Here is a 26,064-nt window from a genome sequence, read left to right on the forward strand (position 1 = left end):
GAGCATTTTAAACGCTGTAAGAAATAAAATAATCCATCGGGTTTTTGCGGTAATAAAAAACCAAATCCCTTATCAAAAAGATTTGGTTTTATCATAGAAATCGAAATGACATAAAATGAGAATAAGATTTGTATGAAATTCAAATCAGAAAGTTTGTTAGAAAATGATAAATATGGATAAAACCTAAAAAGCAGCTCTTTAAATGAGCTGCTTTTTTTGTTAAACGATAGTCTATAAATTAAATGAACTTATATAACTTATATGGTGAAAAAAATTACGAGTTAGTTCTCGAAGAAGATTTACGAATGTGTAATTCCGGAGCAAGGACAACTTTTTTCTCGATTTTGATGGTTTCTGTTTTATCTACTTGTTCAAGGAAAACGCGTGCTGACATTTTTCCCATTTCAAGTGGCGACTGATCTACTGATGTAATCGATAATTCCATGAATTTAGTGAAAGGTTCATTACTGAAACCTGCTACACAAAATTCTTTTGGAATACTGATATTTCTTTCTTTTAATTCCTGAATAGCTCCTAAAGCAGCAAAATCACTCGAAGAAAATATAGCATCTGGTCTGGTTTGAAGTTGTAATAAAGTATCAACGGCTTCTTTTCCTGCATCAACACTACTCTTTACAGGAATAACAAGTTCTTCCTTAAAAATCATTCCGTTATCCAATAAAGCTTGTTTATAGCCTAAAAACCTGTTTTTAAAAATTTCAAGTGACTGATCTCCTGATAAATGAGCAATACATCTGCAGCCTTCATTAATAAGATGCTTGGTTGCCATGTAACCGCCTTTAAAGTCATTAATGGTTACAGAACTTACTCCATCAATATGTTTGCTTCTATCGAAAAAGATAAGTGGAACATTTTTTTCTAATACATTATGGAAAGCACCGTCATTTTCGGTCGTAACCGCAGTTACAGACATTAGTATTCCATCAACCTGAGCGTCTATTAAAGTATAAAGGTTTTCGTTTTCTCTTTTGGAATCTTCATGAGTTTGGCATATAATTACTTGATAACCATGAGGATGAAGTTCTTCTTCAATGCCACGAATTACAGAGGCAAAAAAGTTACTATCTATACGAGGAACAATTACACCAATGTTATTGCTGCGACCACTTTTTAATGCTAGCGCCAATTTGTTCTGCTTATAGTTCATTGAGGCTGCGGTTTTTATAACCAATTCGCGCGTACTCTCTTTTATCTTAGGGTTATTGTTTAACGCTCTTGAAACCGTAGCTGCAGTGATATTTAGCTTTTTTGCAATATCATAGATGGTTATTTTTTCGCTCATTCAAAAATAGTTTTTGATTAATTTACAGACAAAAATACATTTTTTTTAGATATTCTAATATAAATTGTTATCGATTACCATAATTTATATCTAAAACGTTTTCTATTCTACAATGATAATAAATTATGTCTTTTTTTACGCAATGTGTAAATAAAATTAGTAATAAAAATTAAATATATAATTTTTTTCTAAATAAATTTGGTGCATCCATTGTAATTTTATATTTTCGTGTAATCGATTACATGAATATTGTGTTTTAGTTGAATAGAATAATAAATTACTGCGTAAATGACTACAAATAAGCTTATAACGTTTAAATCGATTGCCTTTTTTACTGTAATTATTACATTGGTTTTAGCCTGTGGTAAGCAAGTTTCGACTATTTCAGAAGCAAATCCATGGAAAAAAATGGATTTAATTGTAAAAAGTATTCCTCAAACTCACTTTTCGGACAAAACGTATAACATAAATGATTTTGGTGCTATTGCAGATGGAAAGACTTTAAATACAGCTGCTTTTGCAAAAGCTATCAAAGCTTGTACAGAAAATGGCGGCGGAAAAGTAATGGTGCCAAATGGAAAGTATTTAACCGGAGCAATACATTTAGAAAGCAATGTGAATTTACATTTAGAGGATCAGGCAGAAATTCTTTTTAGTACAGATCCAAAAGATTATCCAATAGTTCATACTTCCTGGGAAGGAACAGAATTAATGAATTATTCTCCTCTTATATATGCAAAAAATAAAACCAATGTTGCCATTACCGGAAAAGGGACTTTAAACGGTCAGGCTAACAGTACAAATTGGTGGGTTTGGTCTGGTGGAAAAAGTTATGGCTGGCAAAAAGGAATTCCGTCGCAAAACGATCCCACAAATCGCGAGGTTTTAGTAGATATGGCTGAGAAAAATGTTCCGGTTACAGAAAGAGTTTTTGGTGACGGACGTTATTTACGCCCAAGTTTTATAGAATTCTTTGAATGTAATACGGTTTTAATCAAAGATATTACCGTAATAAATGCTCCTTTCTGGATTCTTCATCCTTTAAAATCAAACAATATTATTATTGATGGTGTAACGGTCAACAGCCATGGACCAAATAATGACGGCTGTGATCCTGAATATTCTCAAAACATCATTATCAAAAACTGCACTTTTAATACCGGAGATGACTGTATTGCGATCAAAGCAGGAAGAGACGCCGATGGTAGAAGAGTTGCAATACCAAGTAAAAATATCATTGTTCAAAACTGTAAAATGATTGATGGTCACGGTGGGGTTGTAATTGGCAGTGAAATTTCTGCTGGTGTAAATAATGTTTTTGTAGAAAACTGCGTAATGGACAGTCCGAATCTGGACAGGGCAATCCGCATTAAAACAAATTCCAGAAGAGGCGGGATTATCGAAGATATTTATGTTCGAAACCTGGAAGTGGGAACCGTAAAGGAATGTGTTTTAAAATTAAACATGTTTTACAACGTATATGGCTCGCAGACTGGAAACTTTATACCAGTCATCAGAAATATATCTCTTGAAAATATTAATGTAAAAAACGGTGGCAAATATAGTGTTAGGGCAGAAGGTTATGCAGAATCACCGGTGGAAAATATTACATTAAAAAATGTTGTAATTAAAAAAGTAGATTCGATTTATCTATTAAAAAATGTAAAGAATATCAATTTTATTAACACTTATATCAATGACAAAAAAGTAGAATCAAGTAAAAACTTTTAAAGGAACTAACAATTTTAACCAATAAACCAAACTATGAAGATTAAACAAATTTTAAAGAAAAACTTAAAATGCAATCTTGTATTTTTATTTTTCCTGAATTTTCTGTTGAGTGCTACTGCGAATGCTCAGTCAACTGTAATTGAAGGAAAAATTACAGATGCATCAGGATTATCCTTACCAGGGGTAAATATTCAGGAAAAAGGAACTAAAAACGGAACTTCAACAGATTTTGAAGGTAGTTTTAAAATGAACGTTACTAATAATAAAGCCACTCTGGTTATTAGTTATTTAGGTTTTCAAACGCAGGAAGTAAGTATTGCGGGGAAAAGCAAAGTTAATGTAAGTCTTGCAGAAGCATCAAACTCACTAAATGAAGTTGTTGTTGTAGGATATGGATCTGTAAAAAAGACAGACCTTACAGGTTCTGTAAGCACCATAAGTGCAGCAACTATTACAGAAAGAAATACTACAAACCCATTAGAGGCAATTCAGGGAAGTACTCCCGGAGTTCAGATTTCATCTAGCACAGGTCGTTCCGGTGATGGTTTTAAAGTAGTAATCAGAGGAAATAATTCATTAGTGGGATCTTCTCCATTATACGTTGTTGATGGTGTGCCAACAGATGGAATTGACTTTTTAAATCCACAGGATATTGCCAGAATGGACGTTTTGAAAGATGCTTCTTCTGCTGCTATATATGGTTCAAGAGGAGCTAGTGGGGTTATTATCGTAACTACTAAAAGCGGTGTAAGTGCCAAATCGGGAATTAGTGTTTCGTTTGATACTTCATACGGAACTAAAACAGCTGCAAGATTACCGGAAATGATGACTGGAGCGGAATGGTGGAAATTTCACCAAACAGCTTATATGAGCGCAACTCCGGCAACTCAGACTCCGGCACAATTAGCGGCATTGGCAGGAAATCAAAGTCCATTATTAGTATCAAGAGCAAATAGCGGTTATAACTATGACTGGTATGATGCCGTACTGAAATCAGGAATGACAGAGAATAATTATTTAAACATTTCCGGACGTTCTGATTCTGGTTTGAGTTATAACTTAGGCTTTGGTGTACAGAGTGATAAAGGATTAATAGAGAATGATTCAACAGATAAATATTCTTTTAAATTAGGATTGAATCATAAAATTAATGATAAATTTTCTACAGGTGCCAATGTTACAATTGCTCGTGTTGATAATCAGTTAGGAAGTGATTTGGCAATGCAGGATGCTTTTAGATTAAGCCCGTTAATGTCTCCATGGGCAATTGATGCCGCTGGAAATGAATTAGTTGGAACGAATTTTTTCTTACCTGGAAAATTAACATATCCTGATGGTTCATGGGCGATCAATAAAACGAGTACTGTAAATCCATTAGTAGAGATTGCTAATTCATCTCAATCAGAAAAAACATGGCAAACAGTTGGTAATATTTACCTTCAGTATCAGCCAATGAAATGGTTTTCATTCAAAACTACATTTTCTGCAGGAATTGAAAATACAGTTACAAGTATTGCAAACAAAGCGCAAACAAATGCCGGAGTTACCTTAAATGGAAAAAATTCAGCATCAATAAAAAATTTCAATAACTTCAATTATACCTGGGATAACCAAATTGATTTGAAACATACTTTTAATGACGTACACGATGTTAGTGTTTTATTATTACAGAGTTTGTATTCAAATGTTGATGAAACATCTTATTTATATTCTAACAACCAGCCTTTTGATGTTGGGACAGATAATTTGGGTTCAGGTGTTCAGACAAGTTATAACTTGACTTCAGGATATGCGAAAAATACTTTAAGTTCTTACGCTGTTCGTTTAAATTATACATTCAGAGATAAATATTTATTGACAGCTTCTAATAGATGGGATGGTTCATCTGTATTATCTGAAGGTAATAAATGGCAAAATTTCCCATCTGTTGCTTTAGGATGGAAAATTAGTAAAGAATCATTTTTAGAAGGTAACAGTGTTGTTTCTGATTTAAAATTGAGAGCGAGTTTAGGTTATACAGGAAACGATAACGTTGCTCCATATACTTCTCAGGCATTATTAAATCAGCAGACATTTTACGCAAACGGAGGAAATGTTGTTTCGGGATGGCAGTCTGAAAATTTAGCAAATCAGGCTTTAACCTGGGAAAAAACAAGAGAACTTAACCTTGGTCTTGATTATGGTTTCTTAAACAATAGAATTACCGGTAGTGTTGACGTATACGACAGATTATCTGATAAATTAATTTACAAGCAACAATTGCCACCGGAAACAGGTTACAAAAATACATTTGCCAATGTTGGTTCTGTAAGTAATAAAGGGGTAGAGGTTTTATTAACAACTAAAAATATAAAATCTAAAAATGTAAATTGGGAAACGACTTTTACTTTTACTAAAAACGTAAATAAACTGGAATCAATTTACAATCAGGATCAGGTAAGTGATATTGGAAACAAATTAATTCTTGGTTCAGAATTAAATCCTAATTATAACTATGTTTATGATGGTGTATGGCAGGAAAGCGAAGCAGCTCAGGCAGCTTCATACGGTCAGGCTCCGGGTCAGGCAAGACCGAAAGATTTAAACGGAGACGGTAAATTTAATCAGGATGACAGAACGGTAATTGGTAATGCAAATCCGGATTGGCAGGGAAGTTTATATTCTAAATTAACGGTAGGTCAGTTTGACTTTAATTTTTCAGTAATTACAAGTCAGGGGCAAACAGTATTAAGTACTTTTCACCAAAATTTTGCTGACGTAAGTGACAGAGGTCGCCAAAAAATTAAAATGGATTATTTTATACCAACAAACGGTACAGGTATAGAAGCAAATGCTAATAATGAAAACCCAAGACCAGGTCCTGTAGCTACAGGTGCAGGAGCTTATTGGACATCTTTGTTTGGTTATTACAGAGATGTGTCTTATGTGAAAATTAAAAATATCTCTCTAGGATACACTTTTAACTCAGATTTACTTAAGAAATTAAAAATGAGCAATTTTAGAATTTATGTAAATGTTTTAGATCCATTTGTGTTTACAAATTTTGATGGATACGATCCGGAGTGGGCTGGTTCTGCTTTTGGTGTAAACCGTCCGGCATCTGTTACTACGCAATTGGGATTAAGTGTTAAATTTTAATAAGATATAAAATGAAAAAAATAATTATATTAATGTTAGGAATAATTGCTGTTGCCTTTAACGGTTGCAGTGATTATATTGAAGAAGAAAGTCTTTCTAACGTTCCTGCTGATGCAACTTATAAAACAGCATCGGGATTTCAGTTGCTGGTAAATTCTAATTATGCAGCACTTAAAGGAATATATGGTGGCAATCCCTGGTTGTTTGAGGCAGGAACAGATATGTATGCAGAAGGAAGAACTCCTGAACCTGCTGGTTTAAGCCAATATACATTATTGATTCCTTCTTCAAGTAATGTAGACGAATTGTATATTTCTGCATATCAATTGATTCAGTCTGTAAACAAAACGGTGTATTATTCGACAGTAACAGAACAAACATCAAATTTAAATATGCTTGTTGGAGAGGCTAAGTTTTTAAGAGCCAATGCTTATTTTTTATTGGTTCAGACTTATGGTGGAGTTCCCATCGTAAACGAACATATTACTACTCCTGTATTGTCATTTACAAGAAATACTGCCGAAGAAGTTTATACACAAATTATAGCTGATTTAGACGCAGCTCTTGAAAATGTGGGAACCGGAACTTATAGTGCAACAGGAAAAGTAAACAAAAGAGCCGTAAACGATTTATTAGCAAAAGTATACTTAACAAGAGGATACGAAACTTTTGGTAAACCAGATGATTTTGCAAAAGCGGCAGCGTATGCTGATGCTGCAATTGCTGGTCAGGCATTAAATATTCCTTTTAATCAATTATTTGTTACGAGTGCTAATGGTACTGATAACGATTTAAATGCAGAGACTATTTTTTCTGTTCAATATGATAAAGCTTCTACAAGCACGAGCCCTACAACATTAGGAAACAACCAATTTTATTATTTCAGTTCTTATTTGGGTGGTGCAGAAACCGGAGCTCCTTTAAGAAGTTACAATTTATGTCCAACAGATTATGCTTTAGGATTATATGAAAAAGGAGATAAAAGATGGGAAGCTACTTTCATGACCGAAATTCTTGAAGGTCCTGAAACAGTTAATGGAATTGTCAAAACGGTTTTATACTATCCATATTACAGAAGTACAAATCCTGCAGCGTTAAAAGTAAAACATTTTTATGAGCCAAAATGGTTTACTCCTGCAGACAGATTGGCTTGGGAAACAGCAAATGCTTCAAGAAAAGCAGCAACTTTTGTTTATCATCCTTGGGGAGAATATTCTGCGGCGCATACATTAATCAAAAACTTAGATTGTTATACAATTCCGGTTAGGAAATTTGATGATGCAAATCTAACTACACCATCAAGCACAGGTCCTGTAAGTACAAGAGATATTATTGTTTCAAGACTTGGAGAAACGTATTTAATCGCTGCCGAAGCTTATTTAAAAGCAGGAGTTCCTGCTACAGGTTTAGACCGTTTAAATGAAGTGAGAAGAAGAGCCGGTGTTGCCAATGCTACAATCGGAGAATTCAATATCGATTATATTTTAGATGAAAGAGGTAGAGAATTACTTGGAGAATACAAACGTTGGTTTGATTTGAAACGTACAGGAACTCTTGTTGAAAGAGCTTCTGCACACAATTATAAAATAAAAGCAGCAAATTTTGTTGGCGTAGACGGAGCACTTAAAATTTTAAGACCTATACCACAAACTGCATTAGATTTAAATCAAAATAAAGATTTTCCTCAAAATCCTGGTTATTAGTAATTTGATAATTTTTTTGAGATTTTAGTTTTTTGAAGAAGTTAAAAAGGAGTTTGATATTATTTCAAACTCCTTTCTTAACTGCTAAATGGATTTTTCAGATGAAAAAAATGCTTTTTATTATTTTATTGATTTCTAATGCCATTTTTGCTCAAAGCAATTATAGTGTTGATACTTCCTATACCGTAAAAAGTACGTATAATAAATTAATCAAAAAATATCCTTTTATCACAATTCCGCAGGGAAAGAATAATACCAATGTGGCTGAAAGTAAAGAAGTTATTTATCAGCAGCGAAAAGACAGAACATTACATTTTGATGCTTTTTATTTTAAGAAGCAAAAATCAAATCCGGCGGTAATCATGATTCATGGTGGAGGCTGGAGATCAGGAAATAAAAATCAAATGCATCTTATGGCTCAGGAAATAGCTTCAAAAGGCTATTCTTGTTTCGCTGTAGAATACAGATTATCATTAGAAGCAAAATATCCGGAAGGAGTTTATGATGTAAAAAATGCAATTAAATTTATAAAAGATAATGCACGAAAATTTAATGTAGATCCAAACAAAATTGCGGTTTTAGGTTGCTCTTCGGGAGGACAAATGGCAGCTTTGATTGGTACAACAAATGAAAATTCGGGTTTTGAAGAAGCTTTTTTTAAAAGTAAATCTTCTTCAAAAGTAAATGCAATTATTGATATAGATGGAGTTTTAGCTTTTAAGCATCCACAATCTTCAGAAGGTGAAATGGCATCTTTTTGGCTGGGAGGTTCGTATGATGAAAAACCGGAGAACTGGAAAAATGCTTCGGCTTTAAGCCATACAGACAAGAATACACCACCAGTACTATTTATTAACAGTAGTTTTGAAAGATTTCATTCAGGCAGAGATGATATGATTGCTATTTTAAATCAGTACAAAATTTATAGTGAATTTAAAACAATTCCCGATTCACCGCATTCATTTTGGTTTTTTGAACCGTGGTTTACTGAAACCATTACTTATACAACACAATTTTTAGACAAAATATTTAAATAACACTACAAATAAAATGAAAACAAAAATCGCAGGAACAGCTTTAGTTTTATTTGATGTTATAAACACAAATTACAGAAAAAGCGTAATTGTTTTGCTACTAATCTTTGGCAGTAAAATAATGGCGCAGACTAATGAAAACAAAGCGCTTGCTGATAATCTTAAATGGTCGGAAAGGACGGCATTGACTATTCTTAACAAATATCCAAAAGCATGGCAGATCGACGGAACCGAAAAGCCAAAATGGGATTATAAAATGAGTTTGGTTTTAACTGCTTTTGAAAAATTATATCAAAAAACACACGATAAAAAGTATTTCAATTATATAAAAGAATACGCCGATGAAATGATCGATAGTTCCGGAAACATTAAAAAATATGATGTTAAAGAATATAATATCGATTATGTAAATCCGGGAAAATTACTTTTTAATTTATATGATGAAACAAAAGATAATCGCTATCAAAGAGTAATTCAACAATTAAGAACACAGCTTGAAACACAGCCAAGAACGTCTAGCGGCGGATTTTGGCACAAACAAATTTATCCTGACCAAATGTGGATTGACGGCTTGTATATGGCAGAACCTTTTTATACACAATACACAGTTACCCATGAAAATGGAAAAGCATTAGATGAAGTTGCGAAACAATTCGAATTGGTTCAAAATCATTTGGTTGATAAAAAGACAGGTTTAGTATATCAGGCGTGGGATGAAAGCAAACAAATTGGCTGGGCAAATCCCGAAACAGGAACTTCGCCAACTATTTGGGGCCGTGGCATTGGCTGGTACATGATGGCTTTGGTAGAAACCTTAGATTATTATCCTAAAACAAATCCACATTATAAAGTTCTGGTAGGATATTTGAATGAAATTTCAAAAAATGTACTTAAGTATAAAAGTGAATCCGGTTTGTGGTATCAGGTTACCGATAAACCGGAAATGAAAGATAATTTTCTGGAATCTTCATCTTCGGCCATGATTATTTATAGTTTGGCAAAAGCTGCAGATAAAGGATATTTACCTTCAAATTATAAAAAGATCGCACAAAAATCATTTGAAGCTTTTGTAAAAGTGTTTGTAAAAAAAGGAGAAAATGGAGAAGTAATTATTTCAAATGTTTCATCGAATGTGGGTTTAGGCGGAAAACCTTTTCGTGATGGAACAAACGAATATTATATCAAAAGTAAAACAAAAGACAATAGTTCGCCTGCTCTAGCCGCATTTTTACTAAGTGCAACTCAACTGAATAAATAATAATGTAAGCTTCTTCAAGATGATCAAAAATAGAAATAAAAATTATTTGATACTATTAGTACTGACTTGTATTTTGCTATTTGCAAATAGTAAAATCATAGCTCAGGAATCTTCAAAAATTATTATTTCTAAGGATTTGAAATGGTCAGAAAGAATGGCACTTTCGATCATGAAACGCGCTCCAATTGCATGGCAGGTAGACAATAACGAAAAAACAAAATGGGATTATAAAATTGGTTTGTTAATGGCCTCTTTTGAAAAACTTTATAAAAAAACAAACAATCCTGTTTATGCAGATTATATAAAAGGTTATGCCGAAACGGTTATTAACAGCTCAGGAGAAATTCTGAATTATAAATTGGAAGATTACAATATAGATAATATCAACGCCGGAAAAATGCTTTTTGATTTGTATTCCAGAACAAAAGATAATCGTTATCTTACTGCTTTGCAAACTTTAAGAAAACAGTTAGAGACGCATCCGAGAACTAATTCGGGCGGATTTTGGCATAAAAAAATATATCCGTACCAAATGTGGCTTGACGGTTTGTATATGGGCGCACCTTTTTACGCACAATACACTGCAACATTCGATAACGGAAAAGATTTTGATGATGTTGCAAAACAATTTGAACAGGTTCATTTACATACTATTGATAAAAAAACAGGCTTATTATTCCACGCCTGGGATGAAAGCAAACAAATGCCATGGGCAAACAAAGAAACGGGAACTTCGCCTAATTTTTGGTCACGTTCTATTGGCTGGTATATGATGGCTTTGGTTGATGTTTTGGATTATATGCCAAAAGAACATCCAAAAAGAAAAGAATTGATTGGATATTTAAACGAAATATCGACAACTGTAGCAAAATATCAGGACACTTCAGGATTATGGTTTCAGGTTACGGATGCCGGAAAAAAGGAAGGAAATTATCTGGAAGCATCAGGATCTGAAATGTTTGTTTACGCTTTTGCAAAAGGAACAAACAAAGGTTATTTGCCTGCAAAATATAAAAAACTGGCTGAAAAAGGTTTTGATGGAATCGTAAAAAATCTCATTAAAGTTGATGAAGATGGTGAAATACACATTACACAGGTTTGTGCTAGCGCAGGTTTAGGCGGAAATCCGTATCGAGATGGATCTTATGAATATTATATTAAAGAGAAAATAAAAACAGACAATTCACACGGATTGGGGCCTTTTATTTTAGCTGCAGTTGAATTAGAAAAATAGTAGAATTTAAATATATTTTAAAATGAAAAATAATAGAAAGCAAGGTTATTTTGTGTCGGTTTTATTAGTTTGCGCGATGGCTTTTACAAGTTGTAAAGTGGTTTCGCAGGAACCTTCAAAAAAAGAAATAGTTATTTCTAAAGATTTAAAATGGTCTGATAAAATGGCTTTAACGTTGATGAAACGTCATCCTGAAGCTTATATGATTGATGATTCTAAAAAACCGAAGTGGGACTATGTTCACGCCCTGGTTTTGCATTCTATAGAAGAGCTGAACAAAAAAAATCCTGATCCTCGTTATAAAGCTTACATTAGAGGTTATGTAGATGAATTGGTACAAGCTGACGGAACTATTAAAACCTATGAATTTGATAAATACAATATTGATTTAGTGGTGCCGGGACGTTTGCTTTTTGATATTTATGCCGAATCTAAAGAAGATAAATATTTGAAAGCATTACAATTAGTACGTAAACAATTGGCAGAACAGCCAAGAACGGCAAGCGGAGGATTTTGGCACAAACAAATTTACCCAAACCAAATGTGGTTAGACGGTTTATATATGGGAGAACCATTTTACGCACAATACACGGCTACTTTTGAAGGAGGAAAAAGTTTTGATGATATCGCAAAACAATTTGAATTGATTCAATTACACGCAACAGATCCAAAAACAGGTTTATTGTACCATGGTTGGGATGAAAGCAAACAAATGCCGTGGGCCAATAAAGAAACAGGAAATTCGCCAAACTTTTGGTCAAGAGCTTTAGGCTGGTATGTAATGGCACTTGTTGACGTTTTGGATTATATGCCAAAAGAGCATCCAAAACAAAAAGAATTGGTGAAGTATTTAAACAATGCTTCGGCTGCTTTGGCGAAATTTCAGGATAAAAAATCAGGTTTATGGTATCAGGTTACGGATAAAGGCGGTGAAAAAGGAAATTACCTTGAAGCTTCAGGATCTTCGATGTTTGCTTATGCTTTTGCAAAAGGAGCAAACAAAGGATATTTGCCTGCAGAATATAAAAAACTAGCCAACAAAGCTTTTGACGGTCTGACTAAAGTCTTAATCAAAAAAGTAGATGAAAATGGAGGAATTACATTGACAAATTGCTGTCAGGTTGCAGGTTTAGGCGGTACTCCGTACCGAGATGGTTCTTATGATTATTATGTAAACGAAAGAAAAAAAGACAACGATCCTAAAGCAACTGGTCCTTTTATTTTGGCTGCTTTAGAGTTGAATAGATAGTTTTTCTAGAGTTATGAGTTATGAGTTATGAGTTAAGAGTTATGCGTTATGAGTAACACTTAATGACAAAGGATCAGGAATAAAGATAAAGATATTCATTTCTCGTTCCTCGAAAGACACAAGATAATGAGTTCACCATGTACAACGAAACCTGACACGTTTTTAAAACCTGTCAGGTTTAACGTAGAGAATTAATGACAAAAAAGGCGTATAAAAGTATTATAACCAAAATGAAAAATATAAAAGCCATTTTCATCCTATTATCACTAATCTCCCTGCAAGAGAATTTTGCTCAGGTTTGGGTGCCGGATAATGGAGATGGAACGTATACGAACCCAATAATTCATGCTGATTATTCTGATCCGGATGCGGTTAGGGTAGGTGATGATTTTTACATGACGGCATCGTCTTTTAATTGTATTCCGGGATTGCCAATTTTGCATTCTAAAGATTTGGTAAACTGGAAAATTATTGGCTATGCTTTAACCAAACAAATTCCAACCGAAAATTTTGATAAAGTCCAGCATGGAAACGGCGTTTGGGCACCAAGTATAACTTTTCATAACAATGAATTTTATATTTATTATCCGGATCCTGATTTTGGAATTTATATGATAAAAGCCAAAAAAGCAGAAGGGCCATGGTCTGAACCTGTTTTGGTAAAAGCCGGTTCAGGATTAATAGATCCGAGTCCGTTATGGGATGATGACGGAAAAAATTATCTCGTTCATGCCTTTGCAGGAAGTCGTGCAAAAATTAAAAGTTTAATTGTGGTTTGTACCATGAATAGTGATGGAACCATTGCTAATAATGATGAAGTTATGGTCATTGACGGTCATGAAAGCGAAGGAACTATTGAAGGCCCAAAGTTTTATAAAAGAAACAATTACTATTACATTTTTGCTCCCGCAGGAGGAGTTCCTACAGGTTGGCAAACCATTTTAAGATCTAAAAATGTTTTTGGTCCTTACGAAAAAAAGAAAGTTTTAGAGCAGGGAAAAACAAATATAAACGGACCACATCAGGGTGCGTGGGTTCAAACGCAAACAGGTGAGGATTGGTTTATACATTTTCAGGACAAAGGAGCATACGGAAGAATTGTGCATCTTCAGCCCATGAAATGGGAAAACGACTGGCCGGTTATGGGACAGGATTTTGATAAAAACGGAATTGGAGAACCGGTTACGACTTATAAAAAACCAAACGTTGGCAAGAAATATCCAATCGAAACCCCTGCAGAATCAGATGAGTTTAATTTACCGAAATTAGGTTTACAATGGCAATGGCAGGCAAATGCCCAAATAAACTGGGGATTCCCGACAAGTTTAGGGTATTTAAATTTGTTCTGTTTACCAACAATTAAGGAAAGCAATAAGATATTTGAAGCACCAAATTTGTTATTGCAAAAATTTCCTGCCGAAGAATTTACAACAACAACCAAATTAACGTTTAATACAAGATTAAACGGCGAGTCTACAGGACTTTTGATAATGGGATTAGATTATAGTTATTTGAATCTAAGAAATGATAACGGAAAATTATATCTGAATCAGAAAACAGGAACTTTTGATAAAAAAGTTGCTGAAACAGAAACAGCTCCGGTTTTAATAAAAAGCAATACAATTTATTTAAGAGTGAAAATTAAGAAAGGCGGCATTTGTAATTTCTTCTATAGTTTTGATGATAAAAAATATGAAACGATTGGTAATGAGTTTATCGCTAAAGAAGGAAAATGGATTGGAGCAAAAGTGGGACTTTTTGCTTTGAGCGAAAAAGTGACAAATGACTCCGGAAATGTTGCGGTGGATTGGTTTAGAATTACAAAATAAAAAATCTAAAAATGGAGTAAGTCGGGAAATATTTTGATTTTTGAAAAAAAACGACGCGTATAAATTAAGCGTGTTGAATTATTTTTAAAAATTAATATCACAATACATTTGTAGGAAAAAAATTAGTTTAAAATAAGTTTAAATGCTTTTTTAATTTTAAAAAGAGAAAATCACTCCTTAGTTTTTATCTTTTTTAATGATAAAAACAGGAAAATTAAAAACAGAAGTATTTATAAAACAACGAGTTTAAAAACATATTAACATGATTCAATTAAAAAAAACAACATTATTTATTTTAGTCGTTGTTGGTTTTGCGGTAAATGCTCAAAATACGTATAAAAACTGGCCAGATGTTATTCGTAAAAACGAGGCATCCTGGTTTGCCACAGCAGAAGCGAAAACTATTGCAGAAAATGTATTGCTTTACCAGCGAAACATTGGTGGATGGCCAAAAAATATCCAAATGCAGAATCCGCTTAGTGAAGCTGAAAAACAAAAATTGATCGATCTGAAAACTGATTTGCATGATATTACAACCGATAACGGAGCAACTTGTCAGGAGATGCTTTTTATGTCTAAAATGTATGCTCAGGTAAAGGATGAGCGATATAAAGAATCTTTCTTAAAAGGATTGAATTATTTACTTGAAGCGCAATATGATAATGGTGGATGGCCACAGTTTTTTCCATTAAAAAAAGGATACTATACGCATATTACGTACAATGATAATTCGATGGTAAATATTTTGATTATTATGAAAGAGATCAGTGAAGAGTCTGATTATTACAGCATAAAACCATCAAAAGAAATTGTCGAAAAAACCAAAAAATCATTTGATAAAGGAATAGATTGTATCTTAAAAACACAGTACAAACAAAACGGTGTTCTAACAGGATGGTGCGCGCAACATGACGAAGTTACTTTGGCTCCTGCCAATGCCAGAGCATTTGAATTGGCATCTTTAAGCGGATTTGAATCGGCAAAAATTGTATTGCTTTTAATGTCGATCGAAAAACCTTCACCTGAAATTATTACTTCTGTTAAAAGTGCTCACGATTGGTTTGAAAAATCAAAAATCACTAATCTGGAAGAGAAAAGAGTGCTAAATGATGCCGGAAAAATTATAGATAAAAAGATGATTCCAACTACAAATGCAGCACCAATTTGGGCAAGATTTATGGATTTGGAAACCAATGAACCTTTCTTTTGTGACCGTGACGGAATCAGAAAAAAATCTTTGGATCAAATTGGGTCTGAAAGACGAAATGGATACGCCTGGTATTCTGATGCACCAAAAGAAGTATTAAAGAAATATTCGGCCTGGGCAATTAAAAACGGCGTAAAAGTTTCAGCTGTAGAAACTTCTTCAAAAAAAAAAGATAATTTCATAACGGTAGCGCAAGATGGCTCTGGCGATTTTACTAAAATTCAGGATGCAATAAATGCAAGTCCTTCTTTTCCTTATGAAAAAGTAATCATAAACATAAAAAACGGAACTTATAATGAAAAAGTGCGTATTCCTGAGTGGAATACGCATTTGATATTAATAGGAGAAAGCAAAGAAAACACGATTATTGCTTTTGATGATAACTTTAAGAAAATCAATTTAGGTCGAAACAGTACTTTTTATACGCCTACAGTTTTGGTAGAAGGCGATGATTTTTCGGCATCAAACTTAACTATTAAAAATACTTCAGGCGATAATGGACAGGCAATTGCGCTGTCTGTTGTGTCGAATCGTGTTCAAATTTCAAATTGCAATATTCTGGGAAATCAGGACACTTTATATTTATCAGGAAAGGAGTCAAAACAATATTTTAAAAATTGTTATATCGAAGGTACAACCGATTTTATTTTCGGGGGAGCTACGGCTTTATTCGAAAATTGTGAAATTCACAGTATCAAAAGTTCTTACGTAACGGCAGCTTCAACGCCTGAGGGAATTCCGTTTGGTTTCGTTTTTAAGAATTGTAAACTCACTGCAAATCCGGAAGCCACAGCTGTTTATCTGGGAAGACCCTGGAGAATTTATGCCAAAACAGTTTTTGTAAATTGCGATATGGGAAAACATATCAAACCGGAAGGCTGGGAAAACTGGTCGAAACCCGATGCTGAAAAAAATGCTTTTTATGCAGAATACAATTGTAAAGGCGAAGGTTTTCAGCCCAAAACAAGAGTGGCATGGTCACATCAGCTTTCTAAAAAAGAAGCTGAAAAATATGCAATAGAAAATATTTTAAAAGATTCGATTGCTAATTGGTATTCGAAATAAAAATAAGCCCACGGATTGTGCGGATTAAACGGGCTTACGCTGATTTTGATCACTGAAATTTAGAAAATAAACCTGCGGAAACCCGTTTAATCCGTTAAAACCCGTGGGCAATATATTAAATAATAAATATGAATTTAAAGTATTTTATCTTTCTGTTGATTTGCATAAGTTCATTTGCACAGAATAGTGAATTTCCAACTGCAAAAGTCGATTCAATTGTTAACAGGATTCAATTGCCTGTTTTTCCTGCATATCAAATAAATGTGGCAAAATTAGGAGCGAAAGGCGATTCCGTAACCAATAATAAAGTTGTATTTGACAAAGCAATGGCTTTGTGTAAAAAGAACAATGGCGGAACGATTATTGTGCCTAAAGGAATTTATAAGATCAATGGACCAATTCATTTTGTAAGCAACGTTAATCTTAAAATTGAAAAAGGTGCAAAAATTAAGTTTAGCGATAACCCTCAGGATTATTTGCCAATGGTACTAACGAGTTGGGAAGGTACAATGTTATACAACTACAGTCCGTTAATTTATGCTTACCAATGCCATAATATTGCTATTACCGGCGAAGGAACAATTGATGGAGAAGGGGGAAAAACCTGGAAAACCTTTAAAGCCAAAGAAGGAAAAGGAAAAGATTTGAGTCGCGAGATGAATCATAATAATGTAGCTCTGAAAGATAGAAAGTTTGGCGAAGGTTATTTTTTGCGACCACAAATGATTCAGTTTTTTAAGTGCAAAAATATTTTGGTTGAAAACGTTCGTATCGAAAATTCCCCATTTTGGTGTTTACATCTTTTAAAATCTGAAAGTATTACAGTTCGCGGAGTAAGTTATAAATCGCTGAATTATAATAACGATGGTATTGATCCTGAATATGCGAAAGATGTTTTGATCGAAAATGTAACTTTTGATAATGGTGATGATAATGTTGCTATAAAAGCCGGCAGAGATCATGAAGGAAGAGCAAATTCGGCTACGCCAAGCGAGAATATTGTAATCAGAAACTGTAATTTTAAAGGACTTCACGGTGTTGTTTTGGGCAGCGAAATGTCAGCCGGAATTCAGAATGTCTATGTTGAAAATTGTAAAACAGTCGGATATTTAAAACGCGGAATTTATATTAAAACAAATGCTGATCGCGGTGGCTTTATAAAAAACATTTTTGTTCGAAATATACAATTAGACGAAGTCGAAGATTGTTTGTATATGACGGCTAATTATCATGGAGAAGGTCACGGCTATCAATCGGATATTTCAAATATTCATTTTTCGAATATTACGTGTAATAAAGCATCAGAATCCGGAATTGTAATTCAGGGATTCCCAGAGAAAAAAATCCGAAATATATCTTTGAAGAATATTGAAATTAAATCGGCTAAAAATGCCATCTCAAATGAAAATGCTGAAAATGTTTTAATGACCGATGTTTTTATTGGTAAGAGAGCAACTGTTCCTTCTGCAGCAAAATAGTTTTTTTTAAGTTTCAAAGAGGCAAAGGTTCAAAGTTGCAGAGGTTTTTTAGTAACAAGCTTAATTGAAGTTGACTAACTATTTATATAATATAAAAGATGAAATATAAATTAATAATAATCTGTCTGGTATCTAGTATTTGTTTTGCGCAAAAAACAACAGTTTATACCATTGGCGATTCTACAATGGCAAACAAAAAAGATTCTGATCGTAATCCTGAGCATGGATGGGCGCAGGTTTTGCAGCCTTTTTTTAAAGACAATATTGTTGTCGAAAATAAAGCTGTAAATGGCAGAAGTACTAAAAGTTTTATAAATGAAAAACGTTGGGATTCTATTTATAAAAAATTAAAAAAAGGAGATTATGTTTTTATAGAATTTGGTCATAACGACGAAAAAATAGAAGACTCTACAAGGTATACAAATCCGCATACGAGCTATAGGTACAATTTAATTAAGTTTATAAAAGAGAGCAGGGAAAAAGGCGCTATTCCAATTTTGCTGACTTCTATAGCCAGACGCAATTTTAATGAAAAAGGAGTATTGGTACCTACTCATGGTGAATATCCTTTGGAAACCAGATTGACAGCACAAGAATACAAAGTACCCTTTATAGATTTAGAATATTATACAGAATTGTTAGAGCAGTCGTACGGACCCGAAAAATCAAAACAATTGCATTTGCATTTTAAAGCTGGCGAAAACGCTTATTATGATAAGGATAAGGCAGATGATACACATCTTTCTTTACTGGGTGCAACAAAAATCGCTCAGATTGTAATTGATCAGATTAAGCTTTTAGAGGATTCTTCTGTAGAAAAACTAAAAAAAAGTATTAAGTAGTTTAATATAAAAAAGATCACTTTTATTAAAAACCTTATTTTATAATTTCAAAACCTTTTTGAGGTATTAATTGTTTTAATAAAGTATAATCTTTGCCATCGGTAAGTGGGTTACCATATTTGTATAGTTAAGTTGTTGTAAATATTAATATATATTAATATTTTGATAATTTTTTTCACATGATAAAAGAGAACTTTGGTTCTCTTTTTTTTTGCTTTCTTTTTTCAAATTTCATTATAACAATTAATAGATCAGTCCAAAAACCTGTGAAGAGAGAAAAAATACCGTAGAATATGCTAAGTTTTTTTTACTGTTAACTTTTATAAAAAAAGCTTAGTATTGATTTAGCTTTGCGAACTTCTGTCCTTTTTGATCCATACTCAGATAAAATCTTTGCGATCTCCATAGTAAAAAATAATTAGCGACTATATTTTTATGTTTTTCCACAACATTTGGTGTTGATCCAAAGTTCTTGTGAACATAAAAACATAAAAATATGTATAAATTCTTATTTTTTTTACTGAAAATCAGTAACTTAGTATTGTTAAATGCCATACATTATAATAGATTTTATCCTAAAATAAAATTTACTTATAGTATTCTATCAAATTCTTCTCTCTTTTAAATATTACACGCACCCTTTAATTTATCTTTTTTACAACACCCGCCCCGTGTGTCAATACTAATTGTAAACAACTAGTTTAAATTAGTTTGAAATAGTAGTTACTGTTTTGTAGCGATGTCCATTTTATTACTCTTCGGGTATTAAAATATATTAACCAATGGGTTAAAAGACCACATCTTGTTTTGCGAACATAATCTGTATCAGTATAAATATAGCAGATTCTTGTAGCAATTAATTTAGCATAAGAAGGACTTTTTCTTTCTGAAATAAAATTTAAGGGATATGTTAACAAAATTATTCTTTTTCATTTTAATATTTACTGTTATTAAAAGTTATGCACAGCAAGATGCTCAGTATACACAATACATGTACAACACTATAAATATAAACCCGGCTTATGCTGGTTCTCGTGGTGTACTAAGTCTTTTTGGTTTATACCGTACACAGTGGGTTGGACTAGATGGCGCACCGGAAACTAGTGCTTTTTCTTTCAATACGCCATTGAATAATAGTAATTTAGGAATAGGTCTTTCACTGGTTGGTGATAAAATTGGCCCTACCAACGAAAATAGCTTATCTGCCGATCTTTCATACACACTTCAAACATCAAGCAATTTTAAACTTTCTTTCGGTGTAAAAGGAACTCTTGATATATTCAACTTAGATATCAGCAAAGTTAACATCGAAGATCAGGGCGATCCGTCGTTTCAGGATTTTGACAATAAATTTTCACCCAATATAGGAGCTGGTGTTTACTGGCATTCTGATAAAGCTTATATAGGTCTTTCTGTACCCAATTTTATTGAAACGAATCGCTTTGATGATAATAGCTATGCTATTTATATAAATAAAATAAGTTATTATTTAATAGGAGGTTATGTGTTTGATTTAGATAGAAGTCAAGATATAAAAATTAAGCCTGCGACCTTAGTTAAAATGGTCGCCGGAGCTCCTTTGCAAGTAGATGTTTCAGCAAATTTTATGATCTACGATAAATTTGTATTGGGTTTGGCTTACAGATGGAGTGCTTCTGTAAGTGCAATGGCAGGATTTCAAATTACAGAAGGTATATATATAGGTTACGGTTATGATCGCGAAACCACTAAGCTCAATAATTATAATCTGGGATCGCATGAAATATTTCTTCGTTTCGAATTTTTGAGGAATAATAGCAGAATGGTAAATCCTCGTTTCTTTTAAAAAATAGCACATTCATTATTTTTCATTTTCCGTAAAGTTATTTATTAAAGTAAAATTATAAGAGATAAATAGTATTAAAATTAAAGAAGTGATTTAATAACCCATTAAATGGGAACTTATTTTCAACCGGCTGTGAGTAAAAACCAGAAAATAAAAACAAAATCTTTACAGTCAATAACATAGTAATATCTAAAAACCCTAATCTGTAATTCTTAAAACTTATGAGGGTATGGTAAAAAGGTATTTAGGGGGAACTTTGCACTTTCAAACTTAGATGTTTGGAATGTAAACACTTAAGCAACAAATTAAATAAGTAATAATTAAGATGTTATGAAAAATAGATTACTCCCTTTATTTTTTGTTCTAGGAATTTATTCTGCTCATTCGCAGGTAGGTATCGGAACAAAAAACCCTAGCACCTCTAGGAGCTTTTGCACATAAATGGAGCCAGATAGAAAGAGCTGTTCTCACTAAAGATTTTTTCTTTTTATATGTAAAAGATGAAGACCATCATATTATATCTATTTCGAATAAATTTAATAATGGCAGAAATATAAATGAATTAATTGCATTTGTAGAACACAATGTAGTTGAAATTACAAAAATGTAATACTCCTTATTTCTTTTAAAATAACCAAAGCCATAAGGCCTTACTTAGTTCCGGTTTATTATTCACGAATAATAAAAAATATAAAGATGGGAAAGAAAAATATTTTAGTATGTGACAATAAAAAAGTCTTCATGAAAATGTTTAAGCGAAAATTTAGTAATGAGTTTGAATTTACTGAAAGTGCAGTCTTAGATCATACCGAAGATCAAATAATAAATTTCGACAGGATAGTTCTTGTCATCTACAATAAGTTTGAATTGATCGAATTTTTAAAATTTTATAAAAAAGGAACCAATATCTTAGTATGTATTTTCAATAAAAAATTATACACAGATTTAATTTTCTTAGAAGATTTTAATGATTTGTTATTGTTAGACGGTTCAAAGACCAGAAATGAAATCATGAACGATTTAAAATCCAGCTTTATAAACGCATTAGGTTTTAAACAACAAATTTCTGAATCCGGTTTTTCTAATTTTTATACACAGAAAAAGCAATCTTATTCATCATTAAAAAGATTAATATTATCAGATGTTTAAACGATATTAATTTTAAAAAAAAACAGGATATTCTCTTTATAGAATATCCTGTTTTTTTATTTCATTTTATAAATTTCTGAACCTGCTAATAAAAAACAACCTAATCCGTAATCTTCAAAATCCGGAATTTTATCGCTGGTTACGGGCTGACCGTCTTTTGGTTCTTTTCCTGTGGATTGTAAATAAGCAAGAAAACCGTTTGGCTGTAAACCTTCTGTAGTCATGGCATTCCATGCTTTTTGAATAACAGGTAAATAAGTTTCCTTTTTCAAAATTCCGTTATTTATGCCATAAGTTATTCCGTAAACAAATAGCGCTGTTCCTGATAATTCTTTGCCTCCGTAATTTGTTGGATCATGCAGACTTACATTCCAGAATCCGTCAGGTCTTTGAATAGGAACCAATGCAGCGGCCATTAATTTTAAATCTTTTACATATTGTTCTCTGTGTGGTGCGTTTTCAGGAATTATGGTTAATACTTTTGCCAAGGCTGCAATTACCCAGCCATTTCCTCGGCTCCAATAACAATCTTCGCCGTTTGGTTCTTTATACGGAGGGTCAAAATCGGCATCACGCCACCATAAACCATCTTTTACATTAAACAAACCATGATCTCCATGATTATTTCGGGTGTACATATACATTTGGTACATTTTTTCAAAATAGCGATTGTCTTTTTCTAAAACACCCATTTTGGCAAAAACAGGCATTCCCATTTGTATCGCATCTATCCAGGACCAATCTTCTAATTGTGGAGTGTTTAAAAGCATATTGGTATTGGCGATTGTATTTTTCAATTTTTTAGAATCAGGTTCTAAATTATATAAATCAATATAAGTTTGAGCAGCGCAATAATTATCAGCATTACGAGTCGTGTTTCCGCCATTAAACCCCCATTTATGAAATTCAGCCCACAAATAAGCATAATCATAATAAGCATCTTTAGGAAAAATTTCATGCAATGCCATTAGTCCTTCATAATAAACCCCTCTTGTCCAGATGTTACTTGGGCGTTCTTTGTTGGTAATGATAGTTTTACCGGTTTCAGGCCATTTTTGCATAAAATAATCATTCGCCAAAATCATTTGTTTTAGTAATAATTTTTTATCAAATGGCTGTTGAGCACTTATTATATTGGTGCACATAAAGCATATCGTAAAGCTTAAAAGTAATTTTCTCATCTTATATTCGGTTAATTAATTTGTAGTTTTTAATGGCGTAATCGTGATTGGCCCCAACAATCCCGAAGGCATTGGATTCCATTTTGTCGCGTCAAACTTTTTATAATCTTTATCGACCATATTTATTTCGTAAAAAATCTTCCATTCTTCGCCTTTTAATTCTTTATCCCTGATTCTGTTGGCAGAAAGATTGGTAACCTGTATTTTTAAAATATTTTTTCCGGATTTTAAATTTTTGATATTCAGTTTGTAAGGAACAGACCATGCAGTTCCAATAAATTCATCATTAAGCCAGACTTTTGCACTTTCGCGCACATCGCCCAAATTCAAACTCCAGTTTTCTATTTTATTATTCGGATTTTCAAATTCCAAAGTGTAAGTAGCAGATCCTGAAAAAGCTTCAGCTTCCGGACTTAATTTTGTCCAGGATTCCAGAGTTGAAAGGGTTGCGGCTGACGGTAATTTTGGTCCGCCTTTATCAAAGTTAATTTTCCAGTTTCCTTTTAAAGAAATGGCTTCAGTTACAGGTTCATAATAATTCCATTTTTTTTGAGATGCTGTATTTTCTGTTTTTAAAAAATAAGATTGTCCCGGTTCGATTTTAATTTTTACTAAAGTATTTGAACTCGATTTTTTTACAATAGCATTTCCAGCTTCTTTCGTTAAGGGATCAAGAATAATAACTTCTTTATTGCCAATTTGTAGCGGAATAAATTCGTCGACAGTTTCGGGAGTGTGGTTTACCAAATAATAGATTTTTTCTCCGTTTACATCTCTTCTGATGAATTTTAAACCAGAATTTACAAGTGTTTCCGGCTTTATTTTTTCATTTTCTAAAGCAATAAAAATATCCGAAACCGGCTTTACAAATTCATTATTCGTCTTTAAAAGATTTTGAAGTTCTTGTTCCTGTTTTTTATAATCATTAAATCCGGGAACCGATTCCGGTAATCCTTCAAAAATAATAATGGCACCTTGTTTTTTTAAGGCTATTAATTTTTGCAAAGTGGCAAGCGGCATTTTTTTACAGGACGGAATAATTAATGACTTAAAAGTTCCGCCTGGCAAACTGATTTTTCCATCCATAACTTTAGCTTCTGCAATAAAGTTATCCGATATAAAATCAACTCCATATCCTTTTTTCAGAAGGCTTTTTGTAGTATTATAAAAAGATGTTCCGTGTAACCATTCTGATAAAGAATGTATTTTAAATTGAAAAAATAAGTTGCCTTTTTGGTATTTATCCCAAACATCAAAAATGGGCCAGTAAAGTAAAATTTCATTGTCTGGTTTTCCTTGTTGTAATAACGATTGACAATTTGAAATATAAGAAAAAAGGGCAGGAGCATCTTCCCAAATACTATTATTGGCATTAAAATTTACCGAAGCATAAAATTGCCAGCCTGGCCACACAGCTCTTGTTGGCGAATAAGTAGAACCGTGCAGAAAAATATGATTCACGCCATTTAACATCAAATCTTCTGCCTCTGGTTTGCATTGTGATAAAGCCGTTTTAAAATGTTCTCTTAACCATGTAAAAGTCTCAGACGAAACCAGATTTTTTCCTGAAATATGTGCTGCCGAAGAGGAAAATTTCAGCATAACCGGATCAGCATCGCCTTCGCGGATGTCATCTTTCTCGCGTCGAAATCCCGGAATATCAAAAGGCATAGAACCAAAAGTTTCACATTCCGGAATATCGGCAGAAGCGTACAAATCAATCAGATTTCCCGGCGAACCGTGTGCCTGAAGTTTTGTTTTAAAGTTTTTAGAATTTGCCCAGGCTGTCCATGGTTTGTCAAATTTATTGAGTAATAAATCGGCAATCGTTTGTTTATAATCACTTCTTATTCGGTTACCGATTTCATTATCGGTTTCGTTTAATAAAAGAGGCATTTGTTGTTTTAAATCATATCCCCTTAAAGTTTTAAATTCCTCAAAGAATTTGGGAGTAAAATCAGTTCCGTAAACTTCATAACTATCATTAAAAATAGCTCTTATTTTTCCTTCGTGACCTTTAAAAGCATTATTAAACGGAACAACATAAGCATTCAATGCTTCCTCAGAATAATGATCTAAAGTATAACCGCTTCCTCCCGGAGCCGCTCTTTTAACCTGTTGACCGGTTTTTCCGCTAAAAACAGCATATATCGTATAATCTGTTTTACCAGCTTTCCATTTTAATTTATTTGGTTTTAGCGGATTTTGCAGCGAAACAGGATTTCCTTCAATTCCTTTGTCGCTTACTTTTGAATTTTTATCTTTTAACAGATTTGTTAAGTTTACATAACTTCCATCATTTCCATAAGCTACAACATACAAAAGTTCGGCAGGTACTTTTTCTTTTGTGTTTTCGAGTACTATATTTTTATCAATGGTTTCATTTTTTTTAAGCTGATATTTCTCGATAATGAGTTTAGTGGCGGCATTTTGCAGTGTAACATGAGATCCGCCGTATGGCCAGCCCGTTCCTAAAACCATATCGACCTGCATGTGCAGACTGTCTGAAATATGAATGGTGTAATCCAGCATTTCCAGCCATTTTGGAGACAGGTAATCTATAAAATTATTTTCTTCTCCTTTTACGCCATAAATGGGAGTTATTTCTACACCACCAATTCCGGCATTATGAAAATCTAAAAGGCTTTTCTTCAAATTTGGTTGATCAACCGCACTTCCCATCCACCACCAGCGTGCCCACGGCTGATTGATATTGCTGGAATTTGGCCAAGGAGATTCAGCCTTATTCTGTGCAAAAGAATGACAACTCAATACAAAGCAAAAGAATATAAAAAAATAGGTTTTGATTAGTCTCATTATTTAAGATTCAAAAGATGA

Annotated in this window: 16 protein-coding genes; 13 read left to right on the forward strand and 3 right to left on the reverse strand. The window is 33.1% G+C overall.

Annotated elements, in window-relative coordinates; genetic code table 11:
• Positions 1-274: 274 nt before the first annotated feature.
• Positions 275-1,303, reverse strand: coding sequence for a LacI family DNA-binding transcriptional regulator (locus SD960_RS21875; protein WP_318805977.1), 1,029 nt, complete (start codon positions 1,301-1,303; stop codon positions 275-277).
• Positions 1,304-1,591: 288 nt separating this feature from the next.
• Here SD960_RS21875 and SD960_RS21880 point away from each other — a divergent pair, with 288 nt between their 5' ends.
• The 13 genes from SD960_RS21880 (at position 1,592) to SD960_RS21940 (ending at position 22,045) form a co-directional block, all read left to right on the forward strand.
• Positions 1,592-3,034, forward strand: a complete 1,443-nt coding sequence (locus SD960_RS21880; RefSeq protein WP_318805978.1) for a glycoside hydrolase family 28 protein — start codon at positions 1,592-1,594, stop codon at positions 3,032-3,034.
• Positions 3,035-3,067: 33 nt separating this feature from the next.
• Positions 3,068-6,172: a TonB-dependent receptor gene (locus tag SD960_RS21885; RefSeq protein ID WP_318805979.1), complete on the forward strand. Its 3,105-nt coding sequence runs from the start codon at positions 3,068-3,070 to the stop codon at positions 6,170-6,172.
• An 11-nt stretch (positions 6,173-6,183) separates the two neighbouring features.
• Complete coding sequence (locus SD960_RS21890; RefSeq protein WP_318805980.1) at positions 6,184-7,875, forward strand: RagB/SusD family nutrient uptake outer membrane protein; 1,692 nt, start codon at positions 6,184-6,186, stop codon at positions 7,873-7,875.
• Between the two features lie 101 nt (positions 7,876-7,976).
• The gene (locus tag SD960_RS21895) at positions 7,977-8,912 is read left to right on the forward strand and encodes an alpha/beta hydrolase (RefSeq protein WP_318805981.1); all 936 of its coding nucleotides are present in this window, start codon (positions 7,977-7,979) and stop codon (positions 8,910-8,912) included.
• 13 nt (positions 8,913-8,925) lie between these two features.
• Positions 8,926-10,167, forward strand: a complete 1,242-nt coding sequence (locus SD960_RS21900) for a glycoside hydrolase family 88 protein (protein ID WP_318805982.1) — start codon at positions 8,926-8,928, stop codon at positions 10,165-10,167.
• 19 nt (positions 10,168-10,186) lie between these two features.
• Complete coding sequence (locus tag SD960_RS21905; RefSeq protein ID WP_318805983.1) at positions 10,187-11,401, forward strand: glycoside hydrolase family 88 protein; 1,215 nt, start codon at positions 10,187-10,189, stop codon at positions 11,399-11,401.
• A gap of 22 nt (positions 11,402-11,423) precedes the next feature.
• Positions 11,424-12,650 (forward strand): glycoside hydrolase family 88 protein, encoded by a 1,227-nt coding sequence (locus SD960_RS21910; RefSeq protein WP_318805984.1) that lies wholly within the window; start codon positions 11,424-11,426, stop codon positions 12,648-12,650.
• A 230-nt stretch (positions 12,651-12,880) separates the two neighbouring features.
• Positions 12,881-14,479 carry a glycoside hydrolase 43 family protein gene (locus tag SD960_RS21915; protein ID WP_318805985.1) on the forward strand — a complete coding sequence of 533 codons (1,599 nt, stop codon included), beginning with the start codon at positions 12,881-12,883 and terminating at the stop codon, positions 14,477-14,479.
• A gap of 262 nt (positions 14,480-14,741) precedes the next feature.
• Entirely contained in the window at positions 14,742-16,751 is a 2,010-nt protein-coding gene (pelA, locus tag SD960_RS21920; protein WP_318805986.1) for a pectate lyase, read from the forward strand.
• Positions 16,752-16,879: 128 nt separating this feature from the next.
• Entirely contained in the window at positions 16,880-18,229 is a 1,350-nt protein-coding gene (locus SD960_RS21925; RefSeq protein ID WP_318805987.1) for a glycoside hydrolase family 28 protein, read from the forward strand.
• 98 nt (positions 18,230-18,327) lie between these two features.
• On the forward strand, positions 18,328-19,071 hold the full coding sequence (locus SD960_RS21930) for a rhamnogalacturonan acetylesterase (protein ID WP_318805988.1): 744 nt from the start codon (positions 18,328-18,330) through the stop codon (positions 19,069-19,071).
• A gap of 907 nt (positions 19,072-19,978) precedes the next feature.
• Positions 19,979-20,896, forward strand: coding sequence for a type IX secretion system membrane protein PorP/SprF (locus SD960_RS21935; protein WP_318805989.1), 918 nt, complete (start codon positions 19,979-19,981; stop codon positions 20,894-20,896).
• 696 nt (positions 20,897-21,592) lie between these two features.
• Positions 21,593-22,045, forward strand: a complete 453-nt coding sequence (locus SD960_RS21940) for a hypothetical protein (protein WP_318805990.1) — start codon at positions 21,593-21,595, stop codon at positions 22,043-22,045.
• 56 nt (positions 22,046-22,101) lie between these two features.
• On the opposite strand, the gene SD960_RS21945 is transcribed toward SD960_RS21940, so the two are convergent.
• Both SD960_RS21945 and SD960_RS21950 read right to left on the reverse strand, forming a co-directional pair.
• A complete protein-coding gene (locus SD960_RS21945; protein WP_318805991.1) occupies positions 22,102-23,226 on the reverse strand; it encodes a glycoside hydrolase family 88 protein in 1,125 nt (374 codons plus the stop codon).
• Positions 23,227-23,241: 15 nt separating this feature from the next.
• Positions 23,242-26,043 carry a glycosyl hydrolase gene (locus SD960_RS21950; RefSeq protein WP_318805992.1) on the reverse strand — a complete coding sequence of 934 codons (2,802 nt, stop codon included), beginning with the start codon at positions 26,041-26,043 and terminating at the stop codon, positions 23,242-23,244.
• Positions 26,044-26,064 lie beyond the last annotated feature (21 nt).

This window comes from Flavobacterium sp. MMLR14_040 (assembly GCF_033657265.1).
Classification (GTDB): domain Bacteria; phylum Bacteroidota; class Bacteroidia; order Flavobacteriales; family Flavobacteriaceae; genus Flavobacterium.